This is a genomic window from Rhodococcus sp. NPDC004095 (assembly GCF_053604015.1).
Window position 1 is genome coordinate 92,165 of the sequence record NZ_JBSGGS010000007.1, and the last position, 21,419, is coordinate 113,583.

Annotated in this window: 20 protein-coding genes; 16 read left to right on the forward strand and 4 right to left on the reverse strand. The window is 70.6% G+C overall.

The window, feature by feature from the left end; translation table 11 throughout:
* The first annotated feature begins 5 nt into the window (after positions 1-5).
* From ACWEPG_RS15245 to arcA, 4 genes are all read left to right on the forward strand, one after another.
* A complete protein-coding gene (locus ACWEPG_RS15245; protein ID WP_450112371.1) occupies positions 6-476 on the forward strand; it encodes a MarR family winged helix-turn-helix transcriptional regulator in 471 nt (156 codons plus the stop codon).
* The gene (locus tag ACWEPG_RS15250; protein ID WP_452594732.1) at positions 473-2,179 is read left to right on the forward strand and encodes an MDR family MFS transporter; all 1,707 of its coding nucleotides are present in this window, start codon (positions 473-475) and stop codon (positions 2,177-2,179) included. Before ACWEPG_RS15245 ends, ACWEPG_RS15250 begins: the two co-directional genes overlap by 4 nt.
* 116 nt (positions 2,180-2,295) lie before the next feature.
* Entirely contained in the window at positions 2,296-3,732 is a 1,437-nt protein-coding gene (locus ACWEPG_RS15255) for a basic amino acid/polyamine antiporter (protein WP_450112369.1), read from the forward strand.
* A gap of 10 nt (positions 3,733-3,742) precedes the next feature.
* The gene (gene arcA, locus ACWEPG_RS15260; protein ID WP_450112368.1) at positions 3,743-4,981 is read left to right on the forward strand and encodes an arginine deiminase; all 1,239 of its coding nucleotides are present in this window, start codon (positions 3,743-3,745) and stop codon (positions 4,979-4,981) included.
* 8 nt (positions 4,982-4,989) lie between these two features.
* Here the strand turns inward: arcA and lexA are convergent, their stop codons facing one another.
* Together lexA and ACWEPG_RS15270 are read right to left on the reverse strand one after the other, a co-directional pair.
* Positions 4,990-5,652: a transcriptional repressor LexA gene (gene lexA / locus ACWEPG_RS15265; protein WP_450112367.1), complete on the reverse strand. Its 663-nt coding sequence runs from the start codon at positions 5,650-5,652 to the stop codon at positions 4,990-4,992.
* Between the two features lie 123 nt (positions 5,653-5,775).
* Positions 5,776-6,267: an inorganic diphosphatase gene (locus ACWEPG_RS15270; protein ID WP_450112366.1), complete on the reverse strand. Its 492-nt coding sequence runs from the start codon at positions 6,265-6,267 to the stop codon at positions 5,776-5,778.
* A 76-nt stretch (positions 6,268-6,343) separates the two neighbouring features.
* On the opposite strand from ACWEPG_RS15270, the gene dacB reads away from it, so the two are divergent.
* The 5 genes from dacB to ACWEPG_RS15295 all read left to right on the forward strand — a co-directional run bounded on the left by dacB (position 6,344) and on the right by ACWEPG_RS15295 (position 11,902).
* Positions 6,344-7,777, forward strand: coding sequence for a D-alanyl-D-alanine carboxypeptidase/D-alanyl-D-alanine endopeptidase (gene dacB, locus ACWEPG_RS15275; RefSeq protein ID WP_450112365.1), 1,434 nt, complete (start codon positions 6,344-6,346; stop codon positions 7,775-7,777).
* Entirely contained in the window at positions 7,774-8,826 is a 1,053-nt protein-coding gene (locus tag ACWEPG_RS15280; protein ID WP_450112364.1) for a zinc-dependent metalloprotease, read from the forward strand. Before dacB ends, ACWEPG_RS15280 begins: the two co-directional genes overlap by 4 nt.
* Positions 8,823-9,878, forward strand: coding sequence for a tRNA lysidine(34) synthetase TilS (gene tilS / locus ACWEPG_RS15285; RefSeq protein WP_450112363.1), 1,056 nt, complete (start codon positions 8,823-8,825; stop codon positions 9,876-9,878). The genes ACWEPG_RS15280 and tilS overlap by 4 nt, the downstream gene beginning before the upstream one ends.
* A 20-nt stretch (positions 9,879-9,898) precedes the next feature.
* Positions 9,899-10,453 carry a hypoxanthine phosphoribosyltransferase gene (gene hpt, locus ACWEPG_RS15290; protein ID WP_450112362.1) on the forward strand — a complete coding sequence of 185 codons (555 nt, stop codon included), beginning with the start codon at positions 9,899-9,901 and terminating at the stop codon, positions 10,451-10,453.
* Positions 10,454-10,567: 114 nt separating this feature from the next.
* Positions 10,568-11,902: an amidase gene (locus tag ACWEPG_RS15295; protein ID WP_450112361.1), complete on the forward strand. Its 1,335-nt coding sequence runs from the start codon at positions 10,568-10,570 to the stop codon at positions 11,900-11,902.
* A gap of 40 nt (positions 11,903-11,942) precedes the next feature.
* On the opposite strand, the gene ACWEPG_RS15300 is transcribed toward ACWEPG_RS15295, so the two are convergent.
* Entirely contained in the window at positions 11,943-13,964 is a 2,022-nt protein-coding gene (locus ACWEPG_RS15300) for a serine/threonine-protein kinase (RefSeq protein ID WP_452594733.1), read from the reverse strand.
* Between the two features lie 101 nt (positions 13,965-14,065).
* Complete coding sequence (locus ACWEPG_RS15305) at positions 14,066-14,698, reverse strand: maleylpyruvate isomerase family mycothiol-dependent enzyme (RefSeq protein ID WP_452594734.1); 633 nt, start codon at positions 14,696-14,698, stop codon at positions 14,066-14,068.
* A 240-nt stretch (positions 14,699-14,938) separates the two neighbouring features.
* Here ACWEPG_RS15305 and ftsH point away from each other — a divergent pair, with 240 nt between their 5' ends.
* From ftsH to ACWEPG_RS15340, 7 genes are all read left to right on the forward strand, one after another.
* A complete protein-coding gene (gene ftsH / locus ACWEPG_RS15310; protein WP_450112358.1) occupies positions 14,939-17,320 on the forward strand; it encodes an ATP-dependent zinc metalloprotease FtsH in 2,382 nt (793 codons plus the stop codon).
* Between the two features lie 106 nt (positions 17,321-17,426).
* The gene (gene folE, locus ACWEPG_RS15315; protein ID WP_450112357.1) at positions 17,427-18,044 is read left to right on the forward strand and encodes a GTP cyclohydrolase I FolE; all 618 of its coding nucleotides are present in this window, start codon (positions 17,427-17,429) and stop codon (positions 18,042-18,044) included.
* Positions 18,041-18,892 carry a dihydropteroate synthase gene (gene folP / locus ACWEPG_RS15320; RefSeq protein ID WP_450112356.1) on the forward strand — a complete coding sequence of 284 codons (852 nt, stop codon included), beginning with the start codon at positions 18,041-18,043 and terminating at the stop codon, positions 18,890-18,892. Before folE ends, folP begins: the two co-directional genes overlap by 4 nt.
* A complete protein-coding gene (gene folB, locus ACWEPG_RS15325; RefSeq protein ID WP_452594735.1) occupies positions 18,885-19,259 on the forward strand; it encodes a dihydroneopterin aldolase in 375 nt (124 codons plus the stop codon). The genes folP and folB overlap by 8 nt, the downstream gene beginning before the upstream one ends.
* Positions 19,256-19,762, forward strand: coding sequence for a 2-amino-4-hydroxy-6-hydroxymethyldihydropteridine diphosphokinase (gene folK, locus ACWEPG_RS15330; RefSeq protein ID WP_452594736.1), 507 nt, complete (start codon positions 19,256-19,258; stop codon positions 19,760-19,762). Before folB ends, folK begins: the two co-directional genes overlap by 4 nt.
* Positions 19,762-20,229, forward strand: coding sequence for a DUF3180 domain-containing protein (locus ACWEPG_RS15335; RefSeq protein ID WP_452594815.1), 468 nt, complete (start codon positions 19,762-19,764; stop codon positions 20,227-20,229). The genes folK and ACWEPG_RS15335 overlap by 1 nt, the downstream gene beginning before the upstream one ends.
* 70 nt (positions 20,230-20,299) lie before the next feature.
* Positions 20,300-21,361: a DUF6779 domain-containing protein gene (locus ACWEPG_RS15340; RefSeq protein ID WP_450112353.1), complete on the forward strand. Its 1,062-nt coding sequence runs from the start codon at positions 20,300-20,302 to the stop codon at positions 21,359-21,361.
* The last annotated feature ends 58 nt before the right edge of the window (positions 21,362-21,419 follow it).

Consider the following 21,419-nt stretch of genomic DNA (forward strand, 5'->3'; position numbering starts at 1 on the left):
GACAGATGACCCCGGACGACGTTGCGCCCCTGGCTGACAGGATCGGCAACGACCTGGTCCGCCTGCAGCGGGTGCGCGACCGGACCATCGCGCACGCGAAGGCGACCGACGGCATCGATCCCGCGGTGTTCGCCTGCCTCTTCCGGCTCATCCACGACGGGCCGATGCGGTCCAGCGCGCTCGCGGAGGCGATGTACACGGATCCTTCGACGGTGAGCCGACAGGTCACCCAACTCGTCGACCGCGGCCACGTGGAGCGGCAACCCGACCCCACCGACGGCCGGGCCAGCGTTCTCGCCGTCACGGACAGCGGCCGGGACGCGGCCGCCCGGATCCGGGCGCTGCGCAACGAGCGACTCGGCCGCCTCCTCGCCGACTGGCCCGTCGACGACCTCCGTGAGTTCACCCGGCTGCTGGACCGGTTCGTCGAGGATTACGAGCGGCTGCGGCCGGTGTTCGCGAAGGACGCCCGATGACCGACACCGCCGAGAGCACCACCGTCGCCGCCGAATCCGGCGGCGACGGCGTTTTCACCCACCGGCAGATCCTCGCCGTCCTGTCCGGGCTCATGATCAGCATGTTCCTGGCCTCGCTCGACCAGACGGTCGTCTCGACCGCGATCCGCACCATCGCCGACGACCTCGACGGCTATGCGCTGCAGGCCTGGGCCACGACTGCATACCTCGTCACCGCGACGCTGGTCACACCGCTGTACGGCAAGCTCTCCGACATGTACGGCCGCAAGCCGTTCTATCTGGCCGCGATCATCATCTTCGTGGTCGGTTCGCTGATGTGTGCGGCCTCGCAGTCGATGTACATGCTGGCCGTGTTCCGTGCGATCCAGGGAATCGGTGCGGGCGGTCTGGTCTCGCTTGCACTGGCGATCCTCGGTGACATCGTCGGTCCCCGGGAGCGGGCCAGGTACCAGGGCTACTTCCTCGCGGTGTTCGGTGCGTCGGCGGTGCTCGGGCCGGTTCTCGGGGGATTGTTCGCCGGGCAGGACGTCATCGCCGGGATCACCGGCTGGCGCTGGGTGTTCCTCGTCAATGTCCCGATCGGCGTGCTGGCACTGGCCGTGGTGTGGAAGGTGCTGAACCTGCCGAAGGTGCGCCACCCCGATGTCCGGATCGACTGGTGGGGGACGGTGGCGCTGGTGGTCGGAGTCGTCCCGCTGCTGATCGTGGCCGAGCTGGGCCGCGGGTGGGGCTGGGGCAGTGGTCCGGCGATCGCGTGCTACGCGGTCGGCGCGGTCGGCGTGCTCGCGTTCATCCTCGTCGAGCGACGGATGCGGGACATGGCCGTGCTTCCCCTGCGTATGTTCCGCAACTCCACCTTCGCACTGGGTATCGCCATCTCGGCCGTGGTCGGCGCCGCGACGTTCGGGGTGATCGCCCTGCTCCCGCAGTACCTACAGGTGGTCCACGGGTCGAGTCCGACCCTCGCCGGAATGCAGATGATGCCGATGGTGCTGGGTTCGGGGGCCGGGTCGATCCTGACCGGGCAACTGATCGCCAGGACCGGTCGCTATCGGGTCTTCACGCTGGCCGGCGCCGTCATGCTCACCGTCGGCGCGTTCATGCTGTACGTCGTCGATGCCGACAGTCCCCTCACCGTCGCGATGGTCGCCATGGCACTCATCGGCCTCGGCCTCGGCAACGTGACGCAGCCGCTGACCCTCGCCATCCAGAACGCGCTCCCGCCGCAGGACATGGGGGTGTCCTCTGCATCGGCCACCTTCTTCCGCCAGATCGGCGGCACCCTCGGCGTCGCGGTGTTCCTGTCCATCCTGTTCGCGCAGATGACCCCGAACATCACCGGTGAGCTGCAGTCCGCAGGCGCCGATTCGGCCTTCCGTCAGGCTGTCGCCGAGAACGTGCACAGCAGCAACCCCGTCGACACCGCGTTCGCCACCGGCCTGGCGAACGGTGACACCTCCGTCGCCGGCGAGGTACTGCAGGACAGCTCGGTGATCCAGCAGCTCAGCCCGGCTTTGGCGCAGCCGTTCAAGGCCGGCTTCGCCGACTCGATGTCGACGGTGTTCCTCGGCGTGACGGTCCTGTCCCTGATCGGGCTCGTGCTGGTGCTGTTCTGGAAGGAAGTGCCGCTGCGCACGGGCGGCGGTCTCGCGGCCATCGCGGCGGACCGCGCCAGGGCGGCGGCTGCGGCCGACACCGACTGAGTGGTTCCGGCCACGAGGCCGGGGGTCGTCCGCGTGGCGTGCGGCCAAACCGCCGTGGCTGCTGCGAGGATCGCGTCGAACGGGTCGGCTGAACCCCGGAGACGTGGAGATCGCCTGTGACGACGGAGACCACCTCAACCAAACAGATGCCGCTGCTGACGCTGTCGGCGATGGTCGTCGGGTCGATGGTCGGTGCAGGCGTGTTCTCGCTGCCGCGGAACTTCGGGTCCGCGACCGGTGGCCTCGGCGCACTGATCGCCTGGGCGATCGCCGGCACCGGAATGCTGATGCTGGCCTTCGTCTTCCAATCGCTGGCCATCCGCAAACCCGACCTCGACGCCGGTGTGTACGCCTACGCGAAGGCCGGCTTCGGCGAGTACCTCGGCTTCTTCTCGGCGTTCGGGTACTGGGCAAGCACGTGCGTGGGCAACGTCAGCTATTGGGTGCTCATCAAGTCGACGCTCGGCCAGGTCATTCCGATCTTCGGGGCGGGCAACACGGTGCCCGCGATCCTGCTCTCGACCGTGTGCATCTGGGCCTTCCACTTCATGGTGCTGCGCGGCGTGCAGGAAGCCGCGACGATCAACAAGATCGTCACCGTCGCCAAGCTGGTCCCGATCCTGGTCTTCATCGTGATCATGCTGTTCTACTTCGACGCCGGAGTCTTCGCCGACAACTTCATGGGTGGAGACGCCTACTCGGAGTCGCTGTTCGAGCAGGTCCGCGCGACCATGCTGGTGACGGTGTTCGTCTTCCTCGGTATCGAGGGCGCGAGCGTGTACTCCCGGTACGCCCGCAGGCGGGAGGACATCGGACGCGCCACGGTGCTCGGATTCCTCAGCGTGCTGGCCATCTTCGCGTCGGTGACGATGGTGTCGTACGGCATCATGCCGCGCGACGAGCTGGCCGAGCTGCAGCAGCCGTCGATGTCGGGGGTGTTCGAGTCCGCGGTCGGCACCTGGGGTGCCTGGTTCATCAGCATCGGGCTGATCATCTCGGTGCTCGGCGCCTACCTGGCGTGGACGCTGATGGCCGCCGAGGTGCTCTTCGTCGCCGCAGAAGACCGCGACATGCCGTCGTTCCTGGCGCGCGCCAATGGCCGCAACGTGCCGATGGTGGCGCTGCTGTTCACCACGGTGCTGATCCAGCTCGTGCTGGTCACCACGCTGTTCTCCGACGACGCGTTCACCTTCACGCTGAAGCTGTGCAGCGCGCTGTCGCTGGTGCCGTATCTGCTCGCCGCCGCGTACGCGCTCAAGCTGGGTTGGACCCGTGAGACCTACGACGAGCTGCACCCGGAAAACCGCACCAAGGAGCTGATCTTCGCCGCCGTCGCCACCTTCTACACGGCGTTCATGATCTTCGCGGCTGGACTCGAGTTCCTGCTGCTGTCCTGCATCGTCTACGCGCCGGGCACCATTCTGTTCGTACTCACCCGCCGAGAAGCGGGCAAGCGACTCTTCTCCCCCTGGGAGGCGGCGCTTTTCGCCGCCGTCACCCTCGGCGCCATCGCCGGAATCGTCGGCCTCGCGACCGGCACGATCACCATTTAGGAGTGCAACGATGACCGTCCCCGCTACCCTCGGCGTCCACTCGGAGGTCGGCACCCTGCGCAAGGTGCTGGTCTGCGCTCCCGGCCTCGCCCACGAGCGGCTCACCCCGAGCAACTGCGATGACCTGCTCTTCGACGACGTCCTGTGGGTACAGAACGCCAAACGGGACCACTTCGACTTCATGACGAAGATGCGGGACCGCGGCGTCGAGGTCGTCGAGCTGCACAACCTGCTCACCGAGACCCTCGGGGTGCCCGGGGCGAAGGACTGGCTGCTGGACCGCAAGATCGTCGCGAACGAGGTGGGACTCGGCCTGGTCGAGGACGTGCGCGCCTACCTGGAGAGCCTCGACAACCGGACCCTCGCCGAGTTCCTGATCGGCGGCCTGGCCACCTCCGACCTGCCCGACGACTTCCGTCCCGGCTACTTCTCCCTGGCCCGCGAGCAGTCCGGTGTCCGCGAGTATCTGATGCCGCCGCTGCCGAACACCCTCTACACGCGGGACACCACCTGCTGGATCTACGGCGGCGTCACCCTCAACCCGCTGTACTGGCCGGCGCGGCACGACGAGACCCTGCTGATGAGGGCGATCTACACCTTCCACCCCGACTTCACCGCGGCCACCGTGTGGTGGGGCGACCCCGAACAGGACTGGGGGATGGCCACATTCGAGGGCGGCGACGTGCTGCCCGTAGGGAACGGCGCGGTGCTCATCGGAATGAGCGAGCGGACCTCCCGGCAGGCGATCACCCAGGTGGCGCAGTCGCTGTTCGACGCGGGCGCCGCCGAGCGGGTGATCGTCGCGGGGATGCCGAAACTGCGCGCCGCGATGCACCTGGACACCGTCTTCACCTTCGCGGACCGCGACCTGGTCACCGTCTTCCCGGACATCGTCGACGGCATCCACACCTTCTCGCTGCGCCCCGGAGACAAGGCACCCGAGGTGACCGAGGAGAGCAAGCCGTTCGTCGACGTCGTCGCCGAAGCACTGAACTTCAAGAAACTGCGTGTGGTTCCGACCGGCGGCGGCCACTACGCGAACGAGCGTCAGCAGTGGGACAGTGGCAACAACCTCGTCGCCGTCGAACCGGGCGTGGTGTTCGCCTACGACCGCAACACCCACACGAACTCGGCGCTGCGCAAGGAGGGCGTGGAGGTGATCACCATCGTCGGTGCCGAACTCGGGCGCGGTCGCGGTGGTGGACACTGCATGACCTGCCCGATCGTCCGGGACGCCGTCGACTTCTGACCGCGTGGTCAGACCCGCCGCATCACCGACACGACCCTGCCGAGCACCACGGCCTCGTCGCCGTCGATGACCGGGTAGGCGGCGTTGCGCGGCTCCAGGTAGACGTGTCCGCCGCGCCGCCGGTACACCTTCACGGTGGCTTCGCCGTCGATCATCGCGGCGACGATCTGACCCGAATGCGCCTCGTGCTGCTGGCGCACCACGACGATGTCGCCGTCGCAGATCGCGGCGTCGACCATGGACTCGCCCCGCACCCTCAACCCGAACACGGTGCCGGACCCGACCAGCTCCCGAGGCAGGGACAGCACGTCGTCGGTGTGCTCCTCGGCGAGGATCGGCGCGCCGGCGGCGATATCGCCGACCACGGGCACCGCCACCGAGTCGTCAGAGGCGGTGCCGGTGGCGGTGCCGTGCAGGAACGGGCGGACATCGATCGGCCGGGAGACCGCGGCGCTGCGGCGCAGGAATCCCTTGTCCTCCAGTGCCTTCAGGTGCCGAGACACCGTCGAGGTGGAGCGCAGCCCGACCGTGTCCGCGAGCTGGCGGGTGCTCGGCGCGAAACCGTACTCGACCACCCAGTCCCGGATCGTCACGAGAATCTGCTGCTGCCGCGGCGGCAACGCCGCAGGGTCGAGGCCGCCGAAGGGGTCGAGGTCGTCGTATCCGCTCACGGGGCGTGATCGTAGAGGGCGCTGCCGACACCGCCCGCAGCCCGCTCACCCCCGGAACGGCCGAAGGTGCCCTTCGTTCGGTTGACGCGAACGAAGGGCACCTTCAGTCGATAGGAGTCGAGCTCAGTGGCCGCCGTTGGCCTTCAGCCGGTCGAACGCCTCCGCGATGACCTTCTCGGCCTCGTCACGGCCGACCCAGTCGGCGCCGGTGACGTGCTTGTTCGGCTCGAGATCCTTGTAGTGCACGAAGAAGTGCTTGATCGCGTCCAGCTCGAACTGCGACACGTCGGAGATGTCCTGGACGTGGTCCCAGCGCGGATCGCCCGCGGGCACGCACAGCACCTTGTCGTCGCCGCCGGCCTCGTCGACCATCTTGAACATGCCCACCGGGCGGGCCTCGACGATGACGCCGGGGAACACCGACTCGGGCAGCAGCACCATCGCGTCCAGCGGATCGCCGTCCTCGCCGAGGGTGTTCTCGATGTAGCCGTAGTCGGCCGGGTAGCCGAACGAGGTGTAGAGGTAGCGGTCCAGCTTGACGCGGCCGGTCTCGTGGTCGACCTCGTACTTGTTGCGCTGACCCTTCGGGATCTCGATGGTGACGTCGAACGACACGCGTTTCCTCGCTTTGCCTTCAGGTGGATGGTGCGATCGACAGGGTAGCCCGTCAGGGATAATGGCGGTGAACTACATGGAGCGACCAATCGGAGGGACGTTGGCGAAGGCAGGGGCGAAGGACCGCAAGATCGGGTCCCTGGCCGCGCAACGACGGAAGCGGGTCCGGATCCTGCTCGGGACGGTCGCTGTCGTGGCGATCGGCGCGACAGTCGCGGTGCTCGTCGTGCAGCGCCCGGACCTGGGCTTCGGCGCCAGCGCAGTCACCACCACGGTCGCAGCACCGCCCCCGGTGCTGGCGACACCGCAGGTCGCGCCGGTCCCCGCGGACGCCCCGGCGCCGAGCCCCGCGGCCCTGGCCGCGGCCCTCGGTCCCGCGCTCGCCAACCCCGCGCTCGGATCGTTCACCGGCGTCGTCTCCGACGCGATCTCCGGGACCGTGCTGTGGAGCCAGGGCCCCGACACGCCGATGATCCCGGCGTCCACCACCAAGGTGCTCACCGCGGCGGCGGCGCTGCTGGCGCTGCCCGCCGAACATCGCGTCGCCACCCGCGTCGTGCAGGGCGCCGAGCCCGGCCAGATCGTGCTCGTCGGCGGCGGCGACGTGACGCTGACCGCCCAGCCCGCCGGGCAGCCCGGTTTCTATCCGGGCGCGCCGCGACTCGAGGACCTGGTCACGCAGATCCGCGGCGCCGGCGCCGCCGTGCAGTCCGTCGTCGTCGACACCGGCGCCTATGCCGGACCGCCGATGGCACAGGGCTGGTCACCCGGCGACGTCGCCGCCGGGTACATCGCGCCGATCGAACCGGTGATGCTCGACGGCGCCCGCCTGCAACCGCTGGAGGACGAGTCCCCGCGCAGCGGAACACCCGCGCTCGACACCGGGCGCGCCCTCGCGGCCGCGTTCGGGGTCGCCCCCGACCGGGTCACCCTCGGCACGGCGCCGTCCGGCGCGGCGCCGCTGGCGTCGGTCGAGTCCGCGCCGCTGCGCGACCGGCTCGCCCAGATGATGGGGCATTCCGACAACGTGCTCGCCGAGGCGATCGGCCGGGAGGTCGCGGAGCAGGTCGGCTCGGAACCCTCGTTCGCCGGCGCGACCGCGGCGATCACCAAGACCCTCGCCGGGGCCGGATTCGACCTGGGCGGCGTCACCCTGCACGACGCCAGCGGACTGTCGGTGGACGGGCGCATCCCGGCCCGCCTGCTCGACCAGGTCCTGACCGCCGCGACCGGCGACGCCCAGCCGAAGCTGCGGCCGATGCTCGACTACCTGCCCGTCGCTGGTGCGACCGGCACCCTCTCCGAGCGGTACGGCAACGGCTCCGGCGCCGGCTGGGTGCGCGCGAAGACCGGCACCCTCTCGCAGGCCAGCGCCCTCGCCGGGTACGTCACCGACGTCGGCAACCGGGTGCTGACCTTCTCTCTGATGTCGAACGACCGATCGCCGGACGTCAGCCGACCCGCCCTCGACGCCATCGCCTCCACACTGCGGTCCTGCGGGTGCACATGACCGGTGAGCGGTCCGGGGGACTCGGTGGCGCGGTCGACTGGGAGTTGGCCGCACGCACCGGCGTCCGCCTGGTCCGCCCCGGTCCGCGCACCAGTCGTGCGGCCGCCGAGGCGGTCGTCGCGGAACTGTCCGAGGCCTCGGTGCGCGCCGAGGGCCCCGTCCGCGACGTGACCGGGCTCGCCGACGGACTGCCGGTCCCGCAGGCGCGGGTGGTGGACCGGGCCGGCTGGATCCGGGCCGCGTCCGCGTCGATGGCGAACCTGACCGGCGACGACACCGACACCGACAGCGGTCTGCTGCGCGGCCGCCCGGCCGGTGTGCAGGCCGGCGCGATGCTGGCCTTCCTGTCGTCGGCGATCCTCGGCCAGTACGACCCGTTCACCGGCGAACACGGCACCCTGCTGTTGGTGGCGCCGAACGTCGTCGGGGTGGAGCGGGCCCTCAAGGTGCCGTCCGCTGACTTCCGGCTGTGGGTGTGCCTGCACGAGGTGACGCACCGGGTGCAGTTCTCGTCCGCGCCCTGGATCGCGGACCACATGCGGGAGACGGTCGCGACCCTCGGCGCGGCCGGAGACGACTCGGTCGCCGACCTGATCGGCAGGCTCGCCTCGGCGTTGCGGGCCCGACGATCCGGTCAGGAGCAGGCCCCCGAGGACCGCGGCGTGCTCGGGTTGCTGCGCGCCACCCAGGCCGAACCGCAGCGCGAGGCGCTGGACCGGCTGCTGATGCTCGGCACCCTGCTCGAGGGGCATGCGGACCACGTGATGGACGCGGTCGGGCCCGACGTCGTCCCGTCGGTGGCCCGGATCCGGCGCGCGTTCGACGCGCGGCGCTCCCGCCAGACCAATCCACTCCAGCGACTGCTGCGGGCACTGCTGGGGATCGACGCGAAGATGGCGCAGTACGTGCGCGGCAAGGCGTTCGTCGACGCGGTGGTCGGCGAGGTCGGGATGGCCGCGTTCAACACGATCTGGACCGGCCCGGAGACCCTGCCGCGCACCGGTGAGATCGAGAACCCGAAGGCGTGGATCGGCCGGGTCCTGTCATGACCGACGGCCCGCCGGCGGGCACGACCGGCGGCCCGCCGCGACTGCCCGAAGGGCCCGCGTTGCTCGAGGTACGACACGCGGTCCGGCGCTGGGTCGCAGCACACCGTCCGTTGGACGGCGTCGCGGTCGCGCTGTCGGGAGGCGCCGATTCGCTGGCCCTGACCGCCGCCGCCGTCGCCGAGGCAGGGCCCGTGCACGCGCTCGTCGTGGACCACCGGCTGCAGGCCGGCTCCGATCGGGTCGCCGAGCAGGCCGCCGGCCGCGCCCGTCTGCTCGGGTGCGCCTCGGCCCGGGTGCTGCCGGTCGACGTGACCGGGAAGGGTGGGCTCGAGGCCGCGGCCCGCAGCGCCCGGTACACGGCGCTGGACGCGGCTCGTGACGGGCGCCCGGTGCTGCTCGGTCACACCCTCGACGATCAGGCGGAGACGGTGCTGCTCGGGCTGGCCCGCGGGTCCGGACCCCGGTCGATCGCCGGGATGCGGGAGTGGAACGACCCGTGGGGGCGACCGTTGCTGAGGGTCCGCCGCGCGGTCACCGACCATTCCTGCGCGGAACTGGGACTGCAGCCCCACCGGGACCCGCACAACGCGAGTCCCGCGTTCACCCGGGTCCGGGTGCGAACCGAGGCACTGCCGCTGCTCGAACAGATCCTCGGCGGCGGCGTGGCCCCGGCGCTGGCCCGCACCGCCGAACAGCTCCGCGAGGACGGCGAGGTGCTGGACGCGGCGGCCACCGAACTGCGGCGCGCCGCGACCGTGCACTTGGAAACGGGGCGTGACGAACTCGACACCGAGGTCCTCGTCACCGCCCACCCGGCGATCCGTCGCCGCGCCCTGCGCGAATGGTTGCAGGTCAGCGGCGTGAACGGGCTGACCGAGCCGCAGTTGCGGGCCGCCGACGACCTCGTCGGGCGGTGGCGAGGCCAGGGCGGTGTCGCCCTCGGCGGCGGCGGACGGGATGTCAGGTTGGTGCTGTCCCGGCGGCATGGCAGGCTGTCGGTCGGGTTCGTCGCGCGCGAGCCAGAGCGGGTCAGCAATGAGCCGGATCGGTAATGAACAAAGGGGCTAGCGCCGTGTACGAAGGCGATATCGCATCGGTTCTGATCTCCGAAGAGGAGATCCGCGAGAAGACGGCCGAGCTGGCCGCCGCGATCGCCGAGAAGTTCCCCGACGGTTCCCCTGAAGGGGACCTGCTGCTGGTCGGCGTCCTCAAGGGCGCGATCTTCTTCATGACCGACCTGGCGCGGGCGCTGCCGATTCCGACGCAGATGGAGTTCATGGCCGTCAGTTCGTACGGCTCGTCCACCTCCTCGTCCGGCGTCGTCCGCATCCTCAAGGACCTCGACAAGGACATCGCCGGCCGGAACGTGCTGATCGTCGAGGACATCATCGACTCCGGGCTCACGCTGTCGTGGCTGATGCGGAACCTGTCGACTCGCAACCCGGCGTCGCTGACGGTGGTGACGCTGCTGCGCAAGCCGGAGGCCACCAAGATCGACGTGGACGTCGAGTGGGTCGGCTTCGACATCCCGAACGAGTTCGTCGTCGGCTACGGCCTCGACTACGCCGAGCGCTACCGCGACCTGTCGTACATCGGCACCCTCGACCCCAGCGTCTACGGAGGCTGATCGGCACCGCCGCTGTGGCGGTTGATCGGCACCGCCGCTGTGGCGGTTGATCGGCACCGCCGATGTGGCGGCCGACCGTCCGGGATCTGGGTGGTCACCGGGCATAATCGACGGATGGATCCCGACTTCACCGTCGCCTCCATCGCCGAGCGGGTGCGCAACGGCGCGCTCAGCCCGATGGCGGCCGTCGACGACGCACTGACACGGATCGCGGAGCGGGACCCGCGGCTGGGGGCGTTCGTGACCGTCCGCTCGGATGCGGCGCGTGCGGAGGCGGCTGCGGTGGCCGCTCGCCCTGATCTGACGGCGCTGCCGCTGGCCGGGGTGCCGATCGCGATCAAGGACAACGTGCCCGTCGCCGGGCATCGCCTCGGCAACGGCTCGCAGGCGAGTCCGGTCACGCCCGCGACCGCCGACCATCCCGTGGTGGCGCGACTGCGCGCCGCAGGCGCGGTCCCCGTCGGCCTGACCGCGGTCCCCGAACTGTGCGTGTGGGGCGCCACCGACACGCCGGACGCGATCACCCGCAACCCCTGGAATCCCGGCCTCACCTCCGGCGGATCGTCCGGCGGGTCCGCCGTCGCCGTCGCGTCGGGCATGGTCCCGGCCGCGCACGGCGCCGACGGCATGGGGTCGATCCGCATCCCGTCCGCGGCGTGCGGGGTGTTCGGCATCAAGCCGGGACGCGGGGTGGTGCCCGCCGAACTCGGCGTGGACTCCTGGTTCGGCATGTCGGAGAACGGGCCGATCGCGACGACCGTCGCAGATGCCGCCCTGCTGCTGTCGGTGATGGCGGATCGCCCGGATCTCGCCGAGATCGCCGACCCGGGATCGTTGCGGATCGCGGTGTCGGTGCGGGCGCCGCTGCCGATGGTCCGCGTCGACCCGCACTGGCGGGCCGCGGCGGAACGGGCGGCCGCCGTGCTCGGCGGGGTGGGGCACCACGTCGCGACGGCGTCGCTGCCGTATCCGGTGAATCCGGTTCCGCTGCTGGCCCGTTGGACCGCCGGTACCGCGGCCGACGCGGCCGGACTGGACTCGTCGCTGCTGCAGCGGCGTACCCGGGGCCATGTGGCACTGGGCAAGGTGCTGGCCCGCACGGTGAAACCCGAGCAGGTCGCCCGGCTGGACCGGGCGCTGAGCGGGTTCTTCGCCGAACACGACGTGGTGATCACGCCGACGCTGGCGGCGCCGCCGATCGCGGCGACGAGGTGGAGCGACCGCGCGTGGCTCGCGAACCTGGTCGCGAACATCCGGTACGCGCCGTTCCCGTCGCTGTGGAACCTCGCCGGCTGGCCGGCGGCCAGCGTCCCGGCCGGGATCCACCCGACGACCGGCACCCCGCTGGGCGTGCAGATCGCGGCTCCGCCCGGCGGCGAGGGCCGCATCCTCGCGGTGGCGGCACAGTTGGAGCGGCTGTTGCCGTGGCAACGGGTCGCTCAGGTGTGAGGGGGAGTCCGAGACTCGGCAACGGCGCGGCGGTGCCGCTCTACGTCAGGTCCGGACTCCGATGCGCGTGGGAGACCACTCGCTCGAGCGCGTGCAGATCCGTCTCCAGCTGCCGGAACAGCCAGTAGGCGCCGACGAACGCGAAGATCGCGCCGACCGAAAGCACCCGGACCGCGCCGATGATCTCCGGTATCTGCTGCGGGGACAGGAAGGTCACGCCCGCGACCGCGACCAGCGGTACCGACGCCGCGACCGCGAGGTAGCGGGTGCTGCGACGGTCCAGGCCGCGGAGGTTGCGGTCGTCGTCGCTGCTGCTGATGCCGTACGGCAGCAGCACCGGATACAGGTAGCGGACGGCGTAGAAGGTGACGAAGAAGAACGGGTAGGCCACGGCGATCGCCCCGCACACGATCAGCGAACCCAGGAAGTGCACGTACGCGCCCGCCGGGATGCCGCCGGTGAGGATCTGCAGGGTCACCGGGTAGACCAGGCCGGCGATCGCCCACAGTCCGAAGACCACCACGACGACGCGGTCGCCGAGCAGCAGTGTGTCCGTGCGCGCCCGGGCCAGGGTCTGGGCGTCGTAGCGGCGCCCCTTGCGTAGACCGCGCGGCACGGTCAGCGGATATCGGCACATGTACAGCAGCACGATCGCGCCGAGGGGGAACGCGACGGCGTTGATCACGTACTGGATCTGCTCGAAGTGCCGCTGCACCAGCGGGGCGAGCGTGCTGATGATCAGCGTCTTGTTGTGGTGATAGTTGTAGGCGCCGGCCAGCGCGTTCGGGATCACCACCGCGGCGATCAGGATCGGGACCGCCCAGCGCTGCAGACCTGACCGCCAGCGGCTCGGCGGCGGGTCGACGAGGGCTCGTGCGTGCTGGTCCAGGCACAGGTCGAACTGCCGGGCCAGCTCGGCGCCGCTCGGCCAGCGTCGTTCCGGATCCGGGTCAAGGCAGGTGCGCAGCACTCGCCGCAGCGTCGCCGGGCAGTCCGGGGGCAGGCTGGAGTCCGCCTCGGGCCCGACCCCGGCTTTGCGGAGGGCGACCATCCGGTCGAGCGCGGCCGGGTCGGCGGGATCGACATCGGGGAAGGGCCTGTGCCCGGTGAGCAGCTCCCACAGCACCACCCCGAGCCCGTAGATGTCGCTGCGGGTGTCGAGGTCGGCCGCGGCGCCGGGCAGTCCCGGGTGGCATGCGCACAGCTGTTCGGGCGACATGTAGGCGAGCGAACCGCCGAAGTAGGCGACGGGGCTGGTGCCGGCGATCCGGTCGCTGAAGCTGATGTTGAAGTCGGCGAGCTTGGGGACGCCCTCGGCGGTCAGCAGCACGTTCGCGGGCTTCACGTCGCGGTGCAGGACTCCGTGCTTCCCGGCGTAGTCGAGTGCCTCGGCGAGGCGGCTCCCGATCCACGCGACGGTTTCCGGCCACGACAGCGCCGCGATCTCGTCGCGCACGCTCGAATCGCTGGGGCGGATCTCACCCTTCGCGTCGAGGGTGGCGTCGATCGCCGCGAGCAGCACCGCCCCGGATCGCTGCCCGGCCGGGGTGTCGCGCACCCGGCGGAGCACCCCGAGCAGCGTGCCGCCGGGCACGTACTGCATGTACAGCAGCTTCATCTCCAGGTCGGGGACGACGCGCTGGTCGAAGACCCGGACGATGTAGTCGTGGTCGAGTTGGGCGAGCGTCTCCGGTTCGGTGCCGTGGTCGCGGGAGATCTTGACCGCGACGAGCCGCTGCAGCGACCGCTGCCGGGCCAGGAACACCCGCGCGAAGGCGCCGCGGCCGAGCGCGACGAGCAGGTCGAAGTCGTCGACCCGCTCACCGACGTCGAGGTCGTCGAGGGTGCGGCGGTCCCCGGCGGGGAGGGTCGACAGGTCGTCGGGATGGGCGGGATCACGCGCGGTGCCGGTCATCAGGTCCTCGAGTTCACCGGCCCGTTCGGGGACCTCGCGGGAGAGCTCGTTGGCCGACTCGGCGGTGTCGGTGAACGCAGCAGTCTGCTCGGCCGCGTGGGCCGCGGTCGTCGGGTCGGGAATCGATCGGGAGTGGCGCTGCGTCATGACATCTACCCGTGGCCGCTTGCGGCCGTGACCTGCCGTGGAGGGAGCCTCGAACCTTCAGGATAGTCCCGACCGGTGCCGCTCCAGCGGCGTCGACGGGTTCAGAACGGCCACCCGGGCAGCTCGGGCAGGTCGGGGCGGGTGGGCCGGCCGATCAGCCAGGACAGCAGCTCGGCCGGCGGCAGGTCGGGGAGCTCGACGTCCGGCGCGACGGCCGCGAGTTCGGGCAGCTGGGTGGCGAGCGTGGACTCGACGAATTCCGTCGGCCAGTCGGTGCAGCCGTAGCCGAGGTCGAGGTCGAGGTGGTGGATCTCGAGTTCCCGCCACCGCAGCACCGGGATGTCGCGCGCGGTGACCGGTTTGCGCCACTTCACCGGGGTGTCGAGCCGGTCGGGCGCGGCGGCGCGAAGGTCGTCGACGAGCCGGCGGCCGGCGAAGCGCAGATCGGCGGTGAGCAGGTTCACGGGCCGGTCGGCGCCCTCCTCGATCGCGGCGGCGCGGGCGTCGGGGCCGCCCGGGTACATCTCGTTCGCCGTTCCGGCCCGGACCCCGAGCACGAACCGGCGCAGCCCGTCGGCGTTGCGGGCGAGGTGGGTGATCACGTGGCCGCGGCTCCACCCGGGCAGCGCCGACGCGGCCCGCGCCCGGGCCGCGGTGAGGGTGGTCAGTGTCTCCTCGACACGTGCCTGCGACCGCGCGACCTGATCGACAACCTCGGCATAGGACAGCGTCATGGCTGCAGAGAGTAGTGGTCGCCGCCACGCCCGGCGCGATCTCGGAACCATCGCGCCCTCTCGCGCGTTGGAGCAAGGGAGTCGTGCACGCACACGGACGTGCTAACGGCGATCACCGGTGGTGTTCGCGGTAATCTTTGATTGTCCGGTGAGCAGCCGGAACGCCGGCGCACCGAGCTCGACCCGAGCTGTAAGGCTCGACCGGAACTGGAAAGGACTGGCCCCAGCGGCTGAACCTGTATGAACCGCAAGACAGTGTTTCGCAACCTGGCGATCGTCGCCGGCATCCTGCTGATCATCTATGCGTTCAGCTACTTCGGCAACGACACCCGCGGGTACAAGAGTGTCGACACCTCGGTGGCGATCGCGCAGCTCGACGCCAAGAACGTCACCGACGCGCAGATCGACGACCGGGAGCAGCAGATCCGGTTGACCCTCAAGCAGGGCAACGAGGCCACCGACAACTCGACGCAGATCATCGCGAAGTACCCGAGCGCCGCCTCCGAGCAGATCTTCACCGAGGTGCAGCAGGCCGGGCTCGACAAGTACAACACCAAGATCACGCAGCAGGGCTGGCTGACCCAGATCCTGCTGTTCGTGCTGCCGATGGTGATCCTGCTCGGCCTGTTCGTCTTCGTGATGGGCCGCATGCAGGGCGGTGGCCGCGGTGGCGTGATGGGCTTCGGCAAGTCGAAGGCCAAGCAGCTGTCGAAGGACATGCCCAAGAACACGTTCGCGGACGTCGCGGGCGCCGACGAGGCCGTCGAAGAGCTCTACGAGATCAAGGACTTCCTGCAGAACCCGGCCCGTTACCAGGCGCTGGGCGCGAAGATTCCGAAGGGTGTGCTCCTGTACGGCCCTCCCGGTACCGGCAAGACGCTGCTCGCTCGCGCGGTCGCCGGTGAGGCCGGGGTGCCGTTCTTCACGATTTCCGGTTCGGACTTCGTCGAGATGTTCGTCGGTGTCGGCGCCTCGCGCGTCCGCGACCTGTTCGAGCAGGCCAAGCAGAACAGCCCCTGCATCATCTTCGTCGACGAGATCGACGCCGTCGGCCGCCAGCGTGGCGCCGGCCTGGGCGGCGGTCACGACGAGCGCGAACAGACCCTCAACCAGCTGCTCGTCGAGATGGACGGCTTCGGCGACCGCACCGGCATCATCCTGATCGCCGCGACGAACCGCCCCGACATCCTGGACCCGGCGCTACTGCGCCCGGGCCGGTTCGACCGGCAGATCCCGGTCACCAACCCGGACCTCGCTGGCCGCCGCGCGATCCTGCGGGTGCACTCGCAGGGCAAGCCGCTCGACCAGCACGCGGACCTCGAGGGTCTGGCGAAGCGGACCGTCGGCATGTCCGGTGCCGACCTGGCCAACGTCATCAACGAGGCGGCACTGCTCACCGCCCGCGAGAACGGCGCGGTGATCACCGAGGCCGCGCTCGAGGAGTCGGTCGATCGTGTGATCGGCGGCCCGCGGCGCAAGAGCCGGATCATCAGCGAGCACGAGAAGAAGATCACCGCGTACCACGAGGGCGGACACACGCTCGCGGCGTGGGCGATGCCGGACATCGAGCCGATCTACAAGGTCACGATCCTCGCCCGCGGGCGAACCGGTGGTCACGCGATGACGGTCCCCGAGGACGACAAGGGTCTGATGACCCGCTCGGAGATGATCGCGCGACTGGTGATGGCGATGGGTGGCCGTGCCGCCGAGGAACTGGTGTTCCACGAGCCGACGACCGGCGCCTCCTCGGACATCGACCAGGCGACCAAGATCGCCCGCGCGATGGTCACCGAGTACGGCATGAGCGCCAAGCTCGGCGCCGTCAGGTACGGCCAGGAGCAGGGCGACCCGTTCCTGGGCCGGTCGATGGGGCAGATGTCGGACTACTCGCACGAGGTGGCCCGGGAGATCGACGAGGAGGTGCGCAACCTGATCGAGGCCGCGCACACCGAGGCATGGTCGATCCTCAACGAGTACCGCGACGTCCTCGACGTGTTGGCGGCGGAACTGCTCGAACACGAGACGCTGACCCGCAAGGACCTGGAGAAGATCTTCACCAGCGTCGAGAAGCGGCCGCGGATCACCGCGTTCAACGACTTCGGTGACCGCACCCCGTCGGAGAAGCCGCCGATCAAGACCCCGCGCGAGCTGGCCATCGAGCGCGGTGAGCCGTTGCCGGAGGAGCCGTCGCGCACGCCGACGTTCGCGACTCGGGAGGCGGTCCCGGCCGGGCCGTCCACCCCGCAGGCGGGGATGCCGCAGGCCGGCGTCCCGCAGCAGGGTGTTCCGCAGCCGCCGCAGAACGGCTACCAGGTTCCGCCCGCGGGCTACCAGCCGTACCCGCCGCCGCAGCAGCCGCAAGGGTCGATGCCGGACTACGGCGCCCCGGCCGGGTGGTCGGCGCCGGGCTGGCCTCCGCGCGGTGAGGCGCAGCACGCCCGCCCCGCGGGCAGCCCGTATCCGGAGCAGGCGGAGAACCCGTATGCCGGGTACCCCCAGTGGAACCCGCCGCCGCACCCGCCTCAGCCGACGCACCAGCCTCAGCCGACGCACCCGAACCCGCCGGTGGAGGACAAGGACGTCTCCACTCAGCGCTGGGAAGGGCCGAACGGACAGCAGTAGGTCGCGACGCATAGTGTTTTGCACGGTCCGTCCCGAAACGGACCGCGGACGCGGGTTTCGAACGAAGTGGAGGTGCGATCAGGTGTCGGTTCATCAACTCGGTGGCGTGGGAACGAATGAGGCAGACGAGGTGCTGCGGTCGATCGAGACCGGTCGTGCCTTCGACCAGCCTCGGGCCGAGGCGGCGGTCCGTGAGCTGCTGATCGCCGTTGGCGAGGACCCGGACCGTCCCGGCCTGCTCGACACCCCGGCGCGGGTGGCGCGGGCGTACCGGGAGGTGTTCGCGGGCCTGTACACCGAGCCCGACGAGGTGCTGAACACGACGTTCGACGAGGGACACCAGGAACTGGTGCTTGTCCGCGACATCCCGCTGTACTCCACCTGCGAGCACCACCTGGTCTCGTTCCACGGGGTCGCGCATGTCGGGTACATCCCGGGGGCCACGGGCCGCGTGACCGGGCTGTCGAAGCTGGCGCGGCTGGTCGACCTGTACGCGAAGCGCCCGCAGGTGCAGGAGCGGCTGACCAGTCAGATCGCCGACGCGATGGTCCGCAAGCTCGATCCGCGCGGTGTCATCGTCGTCGTCGAGGCCGAGCACCTGTGCATGGCGATGCGCGGCATCCGCAAGCCGGGCGCCAGCACCACCACGTCGGCGGTCCGGGGCATCTTCCAGTCCAGTGCCGCCTCGCGTGCCGAGGCGCTGGATCTCATCGTCCGCAGGTGACCGTGCTCCCGACGCCGGGGCGCTGCGTCGTGATGGGTGTCCTCAACGTCACCAGCGACTCCTTCTCCGACGGCGGCCGGTACCTGGACAGGGACGCGGCCGTCGCGCACGGGCTGGAGTTGCGTCGGCTCGGCGTGGACATCATCGACGTCGGCGGTGAGTCGACGCGTCCCGGCGCCCAGCGCGTGGATCCGGACGTCGAGGCCGGTCGCGTGGCACCGGTCATCGCCGACCTCGTCGCAGAGGGTATCCCGGTCAGCGTCGACACGATGCGCGCGTCCGTCGCGGAGGCGGCGATCGAAGCGGGCGTGAGCGTCGTCAACGACGTTTCCGGCGGACGCGCGGATGCGGCGATGGCGTCTGTCCTGGCCGATGCCGGGCTGCCGTGGATCCTGATGCACTGGCGGTCGGCCGGCGAGTACGTGCACGCGGGTGGGGTGCTGCACTACGGCGACGTGGTCACCGACGTGTGCGACGAGCTGATGCAGTCGGTCGACGCCGCGGTCGGCGCCGGTGTCGACCCGTCCCGGCTGATTCTCGACCCGGGCCTCGGGTTCGCGAAGACCGCCGAGCACAACTGGGCCCTGCTCGGCGCGCTGCCGAGGCTGAACGCGCTCGGGTTCCCGGTGCTCATCGGGGCCTCCCGCAAGCGGTTCCTCGGCACCCTGCTTGCGGATGCGGACGGTGACCGCGTCCCCGACGGCCGCGAGGTCGCGACCGCGGTGGTGTCGGCGTTCGCCGCTCGGCAGGGCGCCTGGGGAGTTCGGGTGCACGATGTGCGTGCGTCACGGGATGCGATCGCGGTGGAGCGGGCATGGTCCGCGGCGGAGGAGGTCGGTGATGTCTGACCGCATCGAGTTGCGCGGGCTGAAGGTGCGCGGAAATCACGGGGTGTTCGAGCACGAGAAGCGCGACGGCCAGGACTTCTTCATCGACGTGACGGTCTGGCTCGACCTCGCGCCGGCCGCCGCCTCGGACGATCTCTCCGACACCCTCGACTACGGCGCGCTGGCGCGGACCGCTGCGGACATCGTCGCCGGACCACCGCGGGACCTGATCGAGACGGTCGCCGCCGAGATCGCGGAGGCGGTGCTGCGTGACGAGCGGGTGAGCGCGGTGGAGGTGACCGTGCACAAGCCGTCGGCGCCGATCCCGTTGACGTTTGCGGACGTGGCGGTGGTCGCCCGGCGTTCCCGCGAGGGTCTGCGCCGATGAGCCGGGCGGTGTTGTCGATCGGATCGAACCTCGGTGACCCGCTCGCGAACCTGCGGTCGGTGGTCGAGGCGCTGGGCCCGAGGCTGGTCGCGGCGTCCGGGGTGTACGCCACCGCGCCGTGGGGCGGCGTGGAACAGCAGGACTTCCTCAACGCGACGCTGATCGTGGACGACCCCGATCTCGACTGCCGGGGCTGGTTGACCTTCGGTCAGGGACTCGAACAGCAGGCGGACCGGGTTCGGGACGTGCGCTGGGGTCCGCGCAGCCTGGACGTGGACGTGGTGGATTGCGACGGCGTGGTCAGTGACGACCCGGAGCTGACGCTGCCGCACCCGCGCGCCCACCTGCGCGCGTTCGTACTGATGCCGTGGCTGGAGATCGAGCCGGACGCGGTGCTGGTCGTCGACGGCGCGCGGGTTCGGGTCCGCGATCTGCTGGCCGGGCTCGACCGGACGGAGACGGCGGGTGTCCGCCGCACCGACGCGGTCCTGGTGACGTCGTGATGAAGCCCACGCGGGTCCGTGACCTGCTCGGGTTGGCGCTGTTCGCGGCCCTCGCCACCTGGCTCCTCGTCCGGACCTTCTACGGTTCACTCCCTCCGATCTCGATGTTTGCGGGTGCATCGCTGTATCCGGTGGCACTGATCGAGGTGGTCCTGGCGTTCGTGATCCGGTCACGCGTGGAGGACCATCGAATCGGCACGGACCGGCATCAGCTGCACCCGATCACCGCGGCCCGCGCGGTCGCCCTTGCCAAGGCGTCCGCCCTGGTCGGTGCGGCGAGCGCGGGGGTGTGGCTCGGTCTGCTGCTGTTCCTGTTGCCGGAGCGGGCGGAGGTCGACGCGGCGGCACAGGACACCACCGGAACGCTGGTGGGTTTGGTGGGTGGCGTGGCCCTGGCCGCCGCGGCGATGTGGCTCGAACATTGCTGCAAGACGCCGGACGAGCCCCCGGACGAACCGGCGATGTAGTTCGCGCAGGTACGGGAATCGCCGCGGACGTACTCCGGAGTAGTCGTCGGAGACGGCTATCCTGGGCGCCATGACGCTTTCTGGTCGCGCGGGTTCGATGCGGAGAAACAAGCGCAGCGCGAGCCAGATGATCGTGGCCGGCCTCGTGGTGCTGGCTGTGGTCGCAAGCCTGTTCCTGATCTTCAGCGACAGCGTGCAGGTGCTGCGCATCGGTCTGATGGCTGCGCTGTGGGCCGCTGTCATCGGCGCAATCGCGATGACCCGCTACCGCCGGGAGTCCGCGGCGGACAAGGCCAAGATCCGCGACCTGCAGACCGTGTACGAACTCCAGCTCGAGCGGGAGATCAGTGCCCGCCGCGAGTACGAGGCCGGGGTCGAGGCGCGGGTGCGCAGCGAAGTGAACGTCGACGTGTCCGAGATCGCGGCACTGCGGGTCGAACTCGCCGCCCTGCGCGGCAGCCTCGAGGTGCTGTTCGACGGTCGTCTGCCCGCCGACCGGGTGGCGATCGAGGCCGAGGGGTCCCGGATGGGCCAGCTCTCGGCCGCGCGCGAGGGCGTCCGGCCACCGGTACCGTTCGCGCCGAATCCCGCGTACGCCGATCCCGGGTCCGGCCCCACCTTCGCGACACCGTTCGACGAGCCGGTGACGGCGGAGGTGTCCGTGGTCGGGGAGGAGGACGAGCCGACGGATGCGGGCCAGCCCCCGAGGGTGGCGGCGCCGCAGTCCCTGCAGCCGCAGCCCGCACAGCCGCAGCCCGCGAAGCCACAGCCGCAGCCGCAGCCGCACTCGCGGTCGGCCGAGTCGGGACCGCGGAAGCCGGTGCCGGCGCAGGCGGCGACACCGACACCGCCGAAGACCTCGACGGATGCGCCCTCGACCGGTGCGCCCCGGATCGATACGTCCGTGGCCGAGGTGCCTGCCACCGATGCACCCGCAGGCCCGACGCCGGAGGACGAACTGGCGCCGCCGTCGCGCCGCTCACGGCGCCGCTCGACCGAAGACGAAGTGGGACCCGGTGATGTCGCCGGGGCCCACTCGAGCGGGCTCACCGTCGCCGAGATCATGGCGAACATGCAGGCCGCGTCCCCGGATTCGGAGGGCCCCCGGGCGGGTCGCCGCCGTCGCGAGTGAGCCATAGATCACTTTCTCGACCATGGCGGCGCGTCGGAGTTGCCGACTATCCTCGCTG

Coding starts and splice junctions, on each gene's coding strand:
- ACWEPG_RS15245 (WP_450112371.1), top strand. CDS start 6: ATGACCCCGGACGACGTTGCGCCCCTGGCTGACAGGATCGGCAACGAC.
- ACWEPG_RS15250 (WP_452594732.1), top strand. CDS start 473: ATGACCGACACCGCCGAGAGCACCACCGTCGCCGCCGAATCCGGCGGC.
- arcA (WP_450112368.1), top strand. CDS start 3,743: ATGACCGTCCCCGCTACCCTCGGCGTCCACTCGGAGGTCGGCACCCTG.
- dacB (WP_450112365.1), top strand. CDS start 6,344: ATGGAGCGACCAATCGGAGGGACGTTGGCGAAGGCAGGGGCGAAGGAC.
- ACWEPG_RS15280 (WP_450112364.1), top strand. CDS start 7,774: ATGACCGGTGAGCGGTCCGGGGGACTCGGTGGCGCGGTCGACTGGGAG.
- tilS (WP_450112363.1), top strand. CDS start 8,823: ATGACCGACGGCCCGCCGGCGGGCACGACCGGCGGCCCGCCGCGACTG.
- ACWEPG_RS15295 (WP_450112361.1), top strand. CDS start 10,568: ATGGATCCCGACTTCACCGTCGCCTCCATCGCCGAGCGGGTGCGCAAC.
- ACWEPG_RS15300 (WP_452594733.1), bottom strand. CDS start 13,964: ATGACGCAGCGCCACTCCCGATCGATTCCCGACCCGACGACCGCGGCC.
- ACWEPG_RS15305 (WP_452594734.1), bottom strand. CDS start 14,698: ATGACGCTGTCCTATGCCGAGGTTGTCGATCAGGTCGCGCGGTCGCAG.
- ftsH (WP_450112358.1), top strand. CDS start 14,939: ATGAACCGCAAGACAGTGTTTCGCAACCTGGCGATCGTCGCCGGCATC.
- folB (WP_452594735.1), top strand. CDS start 18,885: ATGTCTGACCGCATCGAGTTGCGCGGGCTGAAGGTGCGCGGAAATCAC.
- folK (WP_452594736.1), top strand. CDS start 19,256: ATGAGCCGGGCGGTGTTGTCGATCGGATCGAACCTCGGTGACCCGCTC.
- ACWEPG_RS15335 (WP_452594815.1), top strand. CDS start 19,762: ATGAAGCCCACGCGGGTCCGTGACCTGCTCGGGTTGGCGCTGTTCGCG.
- ACWEPG_RS15340 (WP_450112353.1), top strand. CDS start 20,300: ATGACGCTTTCTGGTCGCGCGGGTTCGATGCGGAGAAACAAGCGCAGC.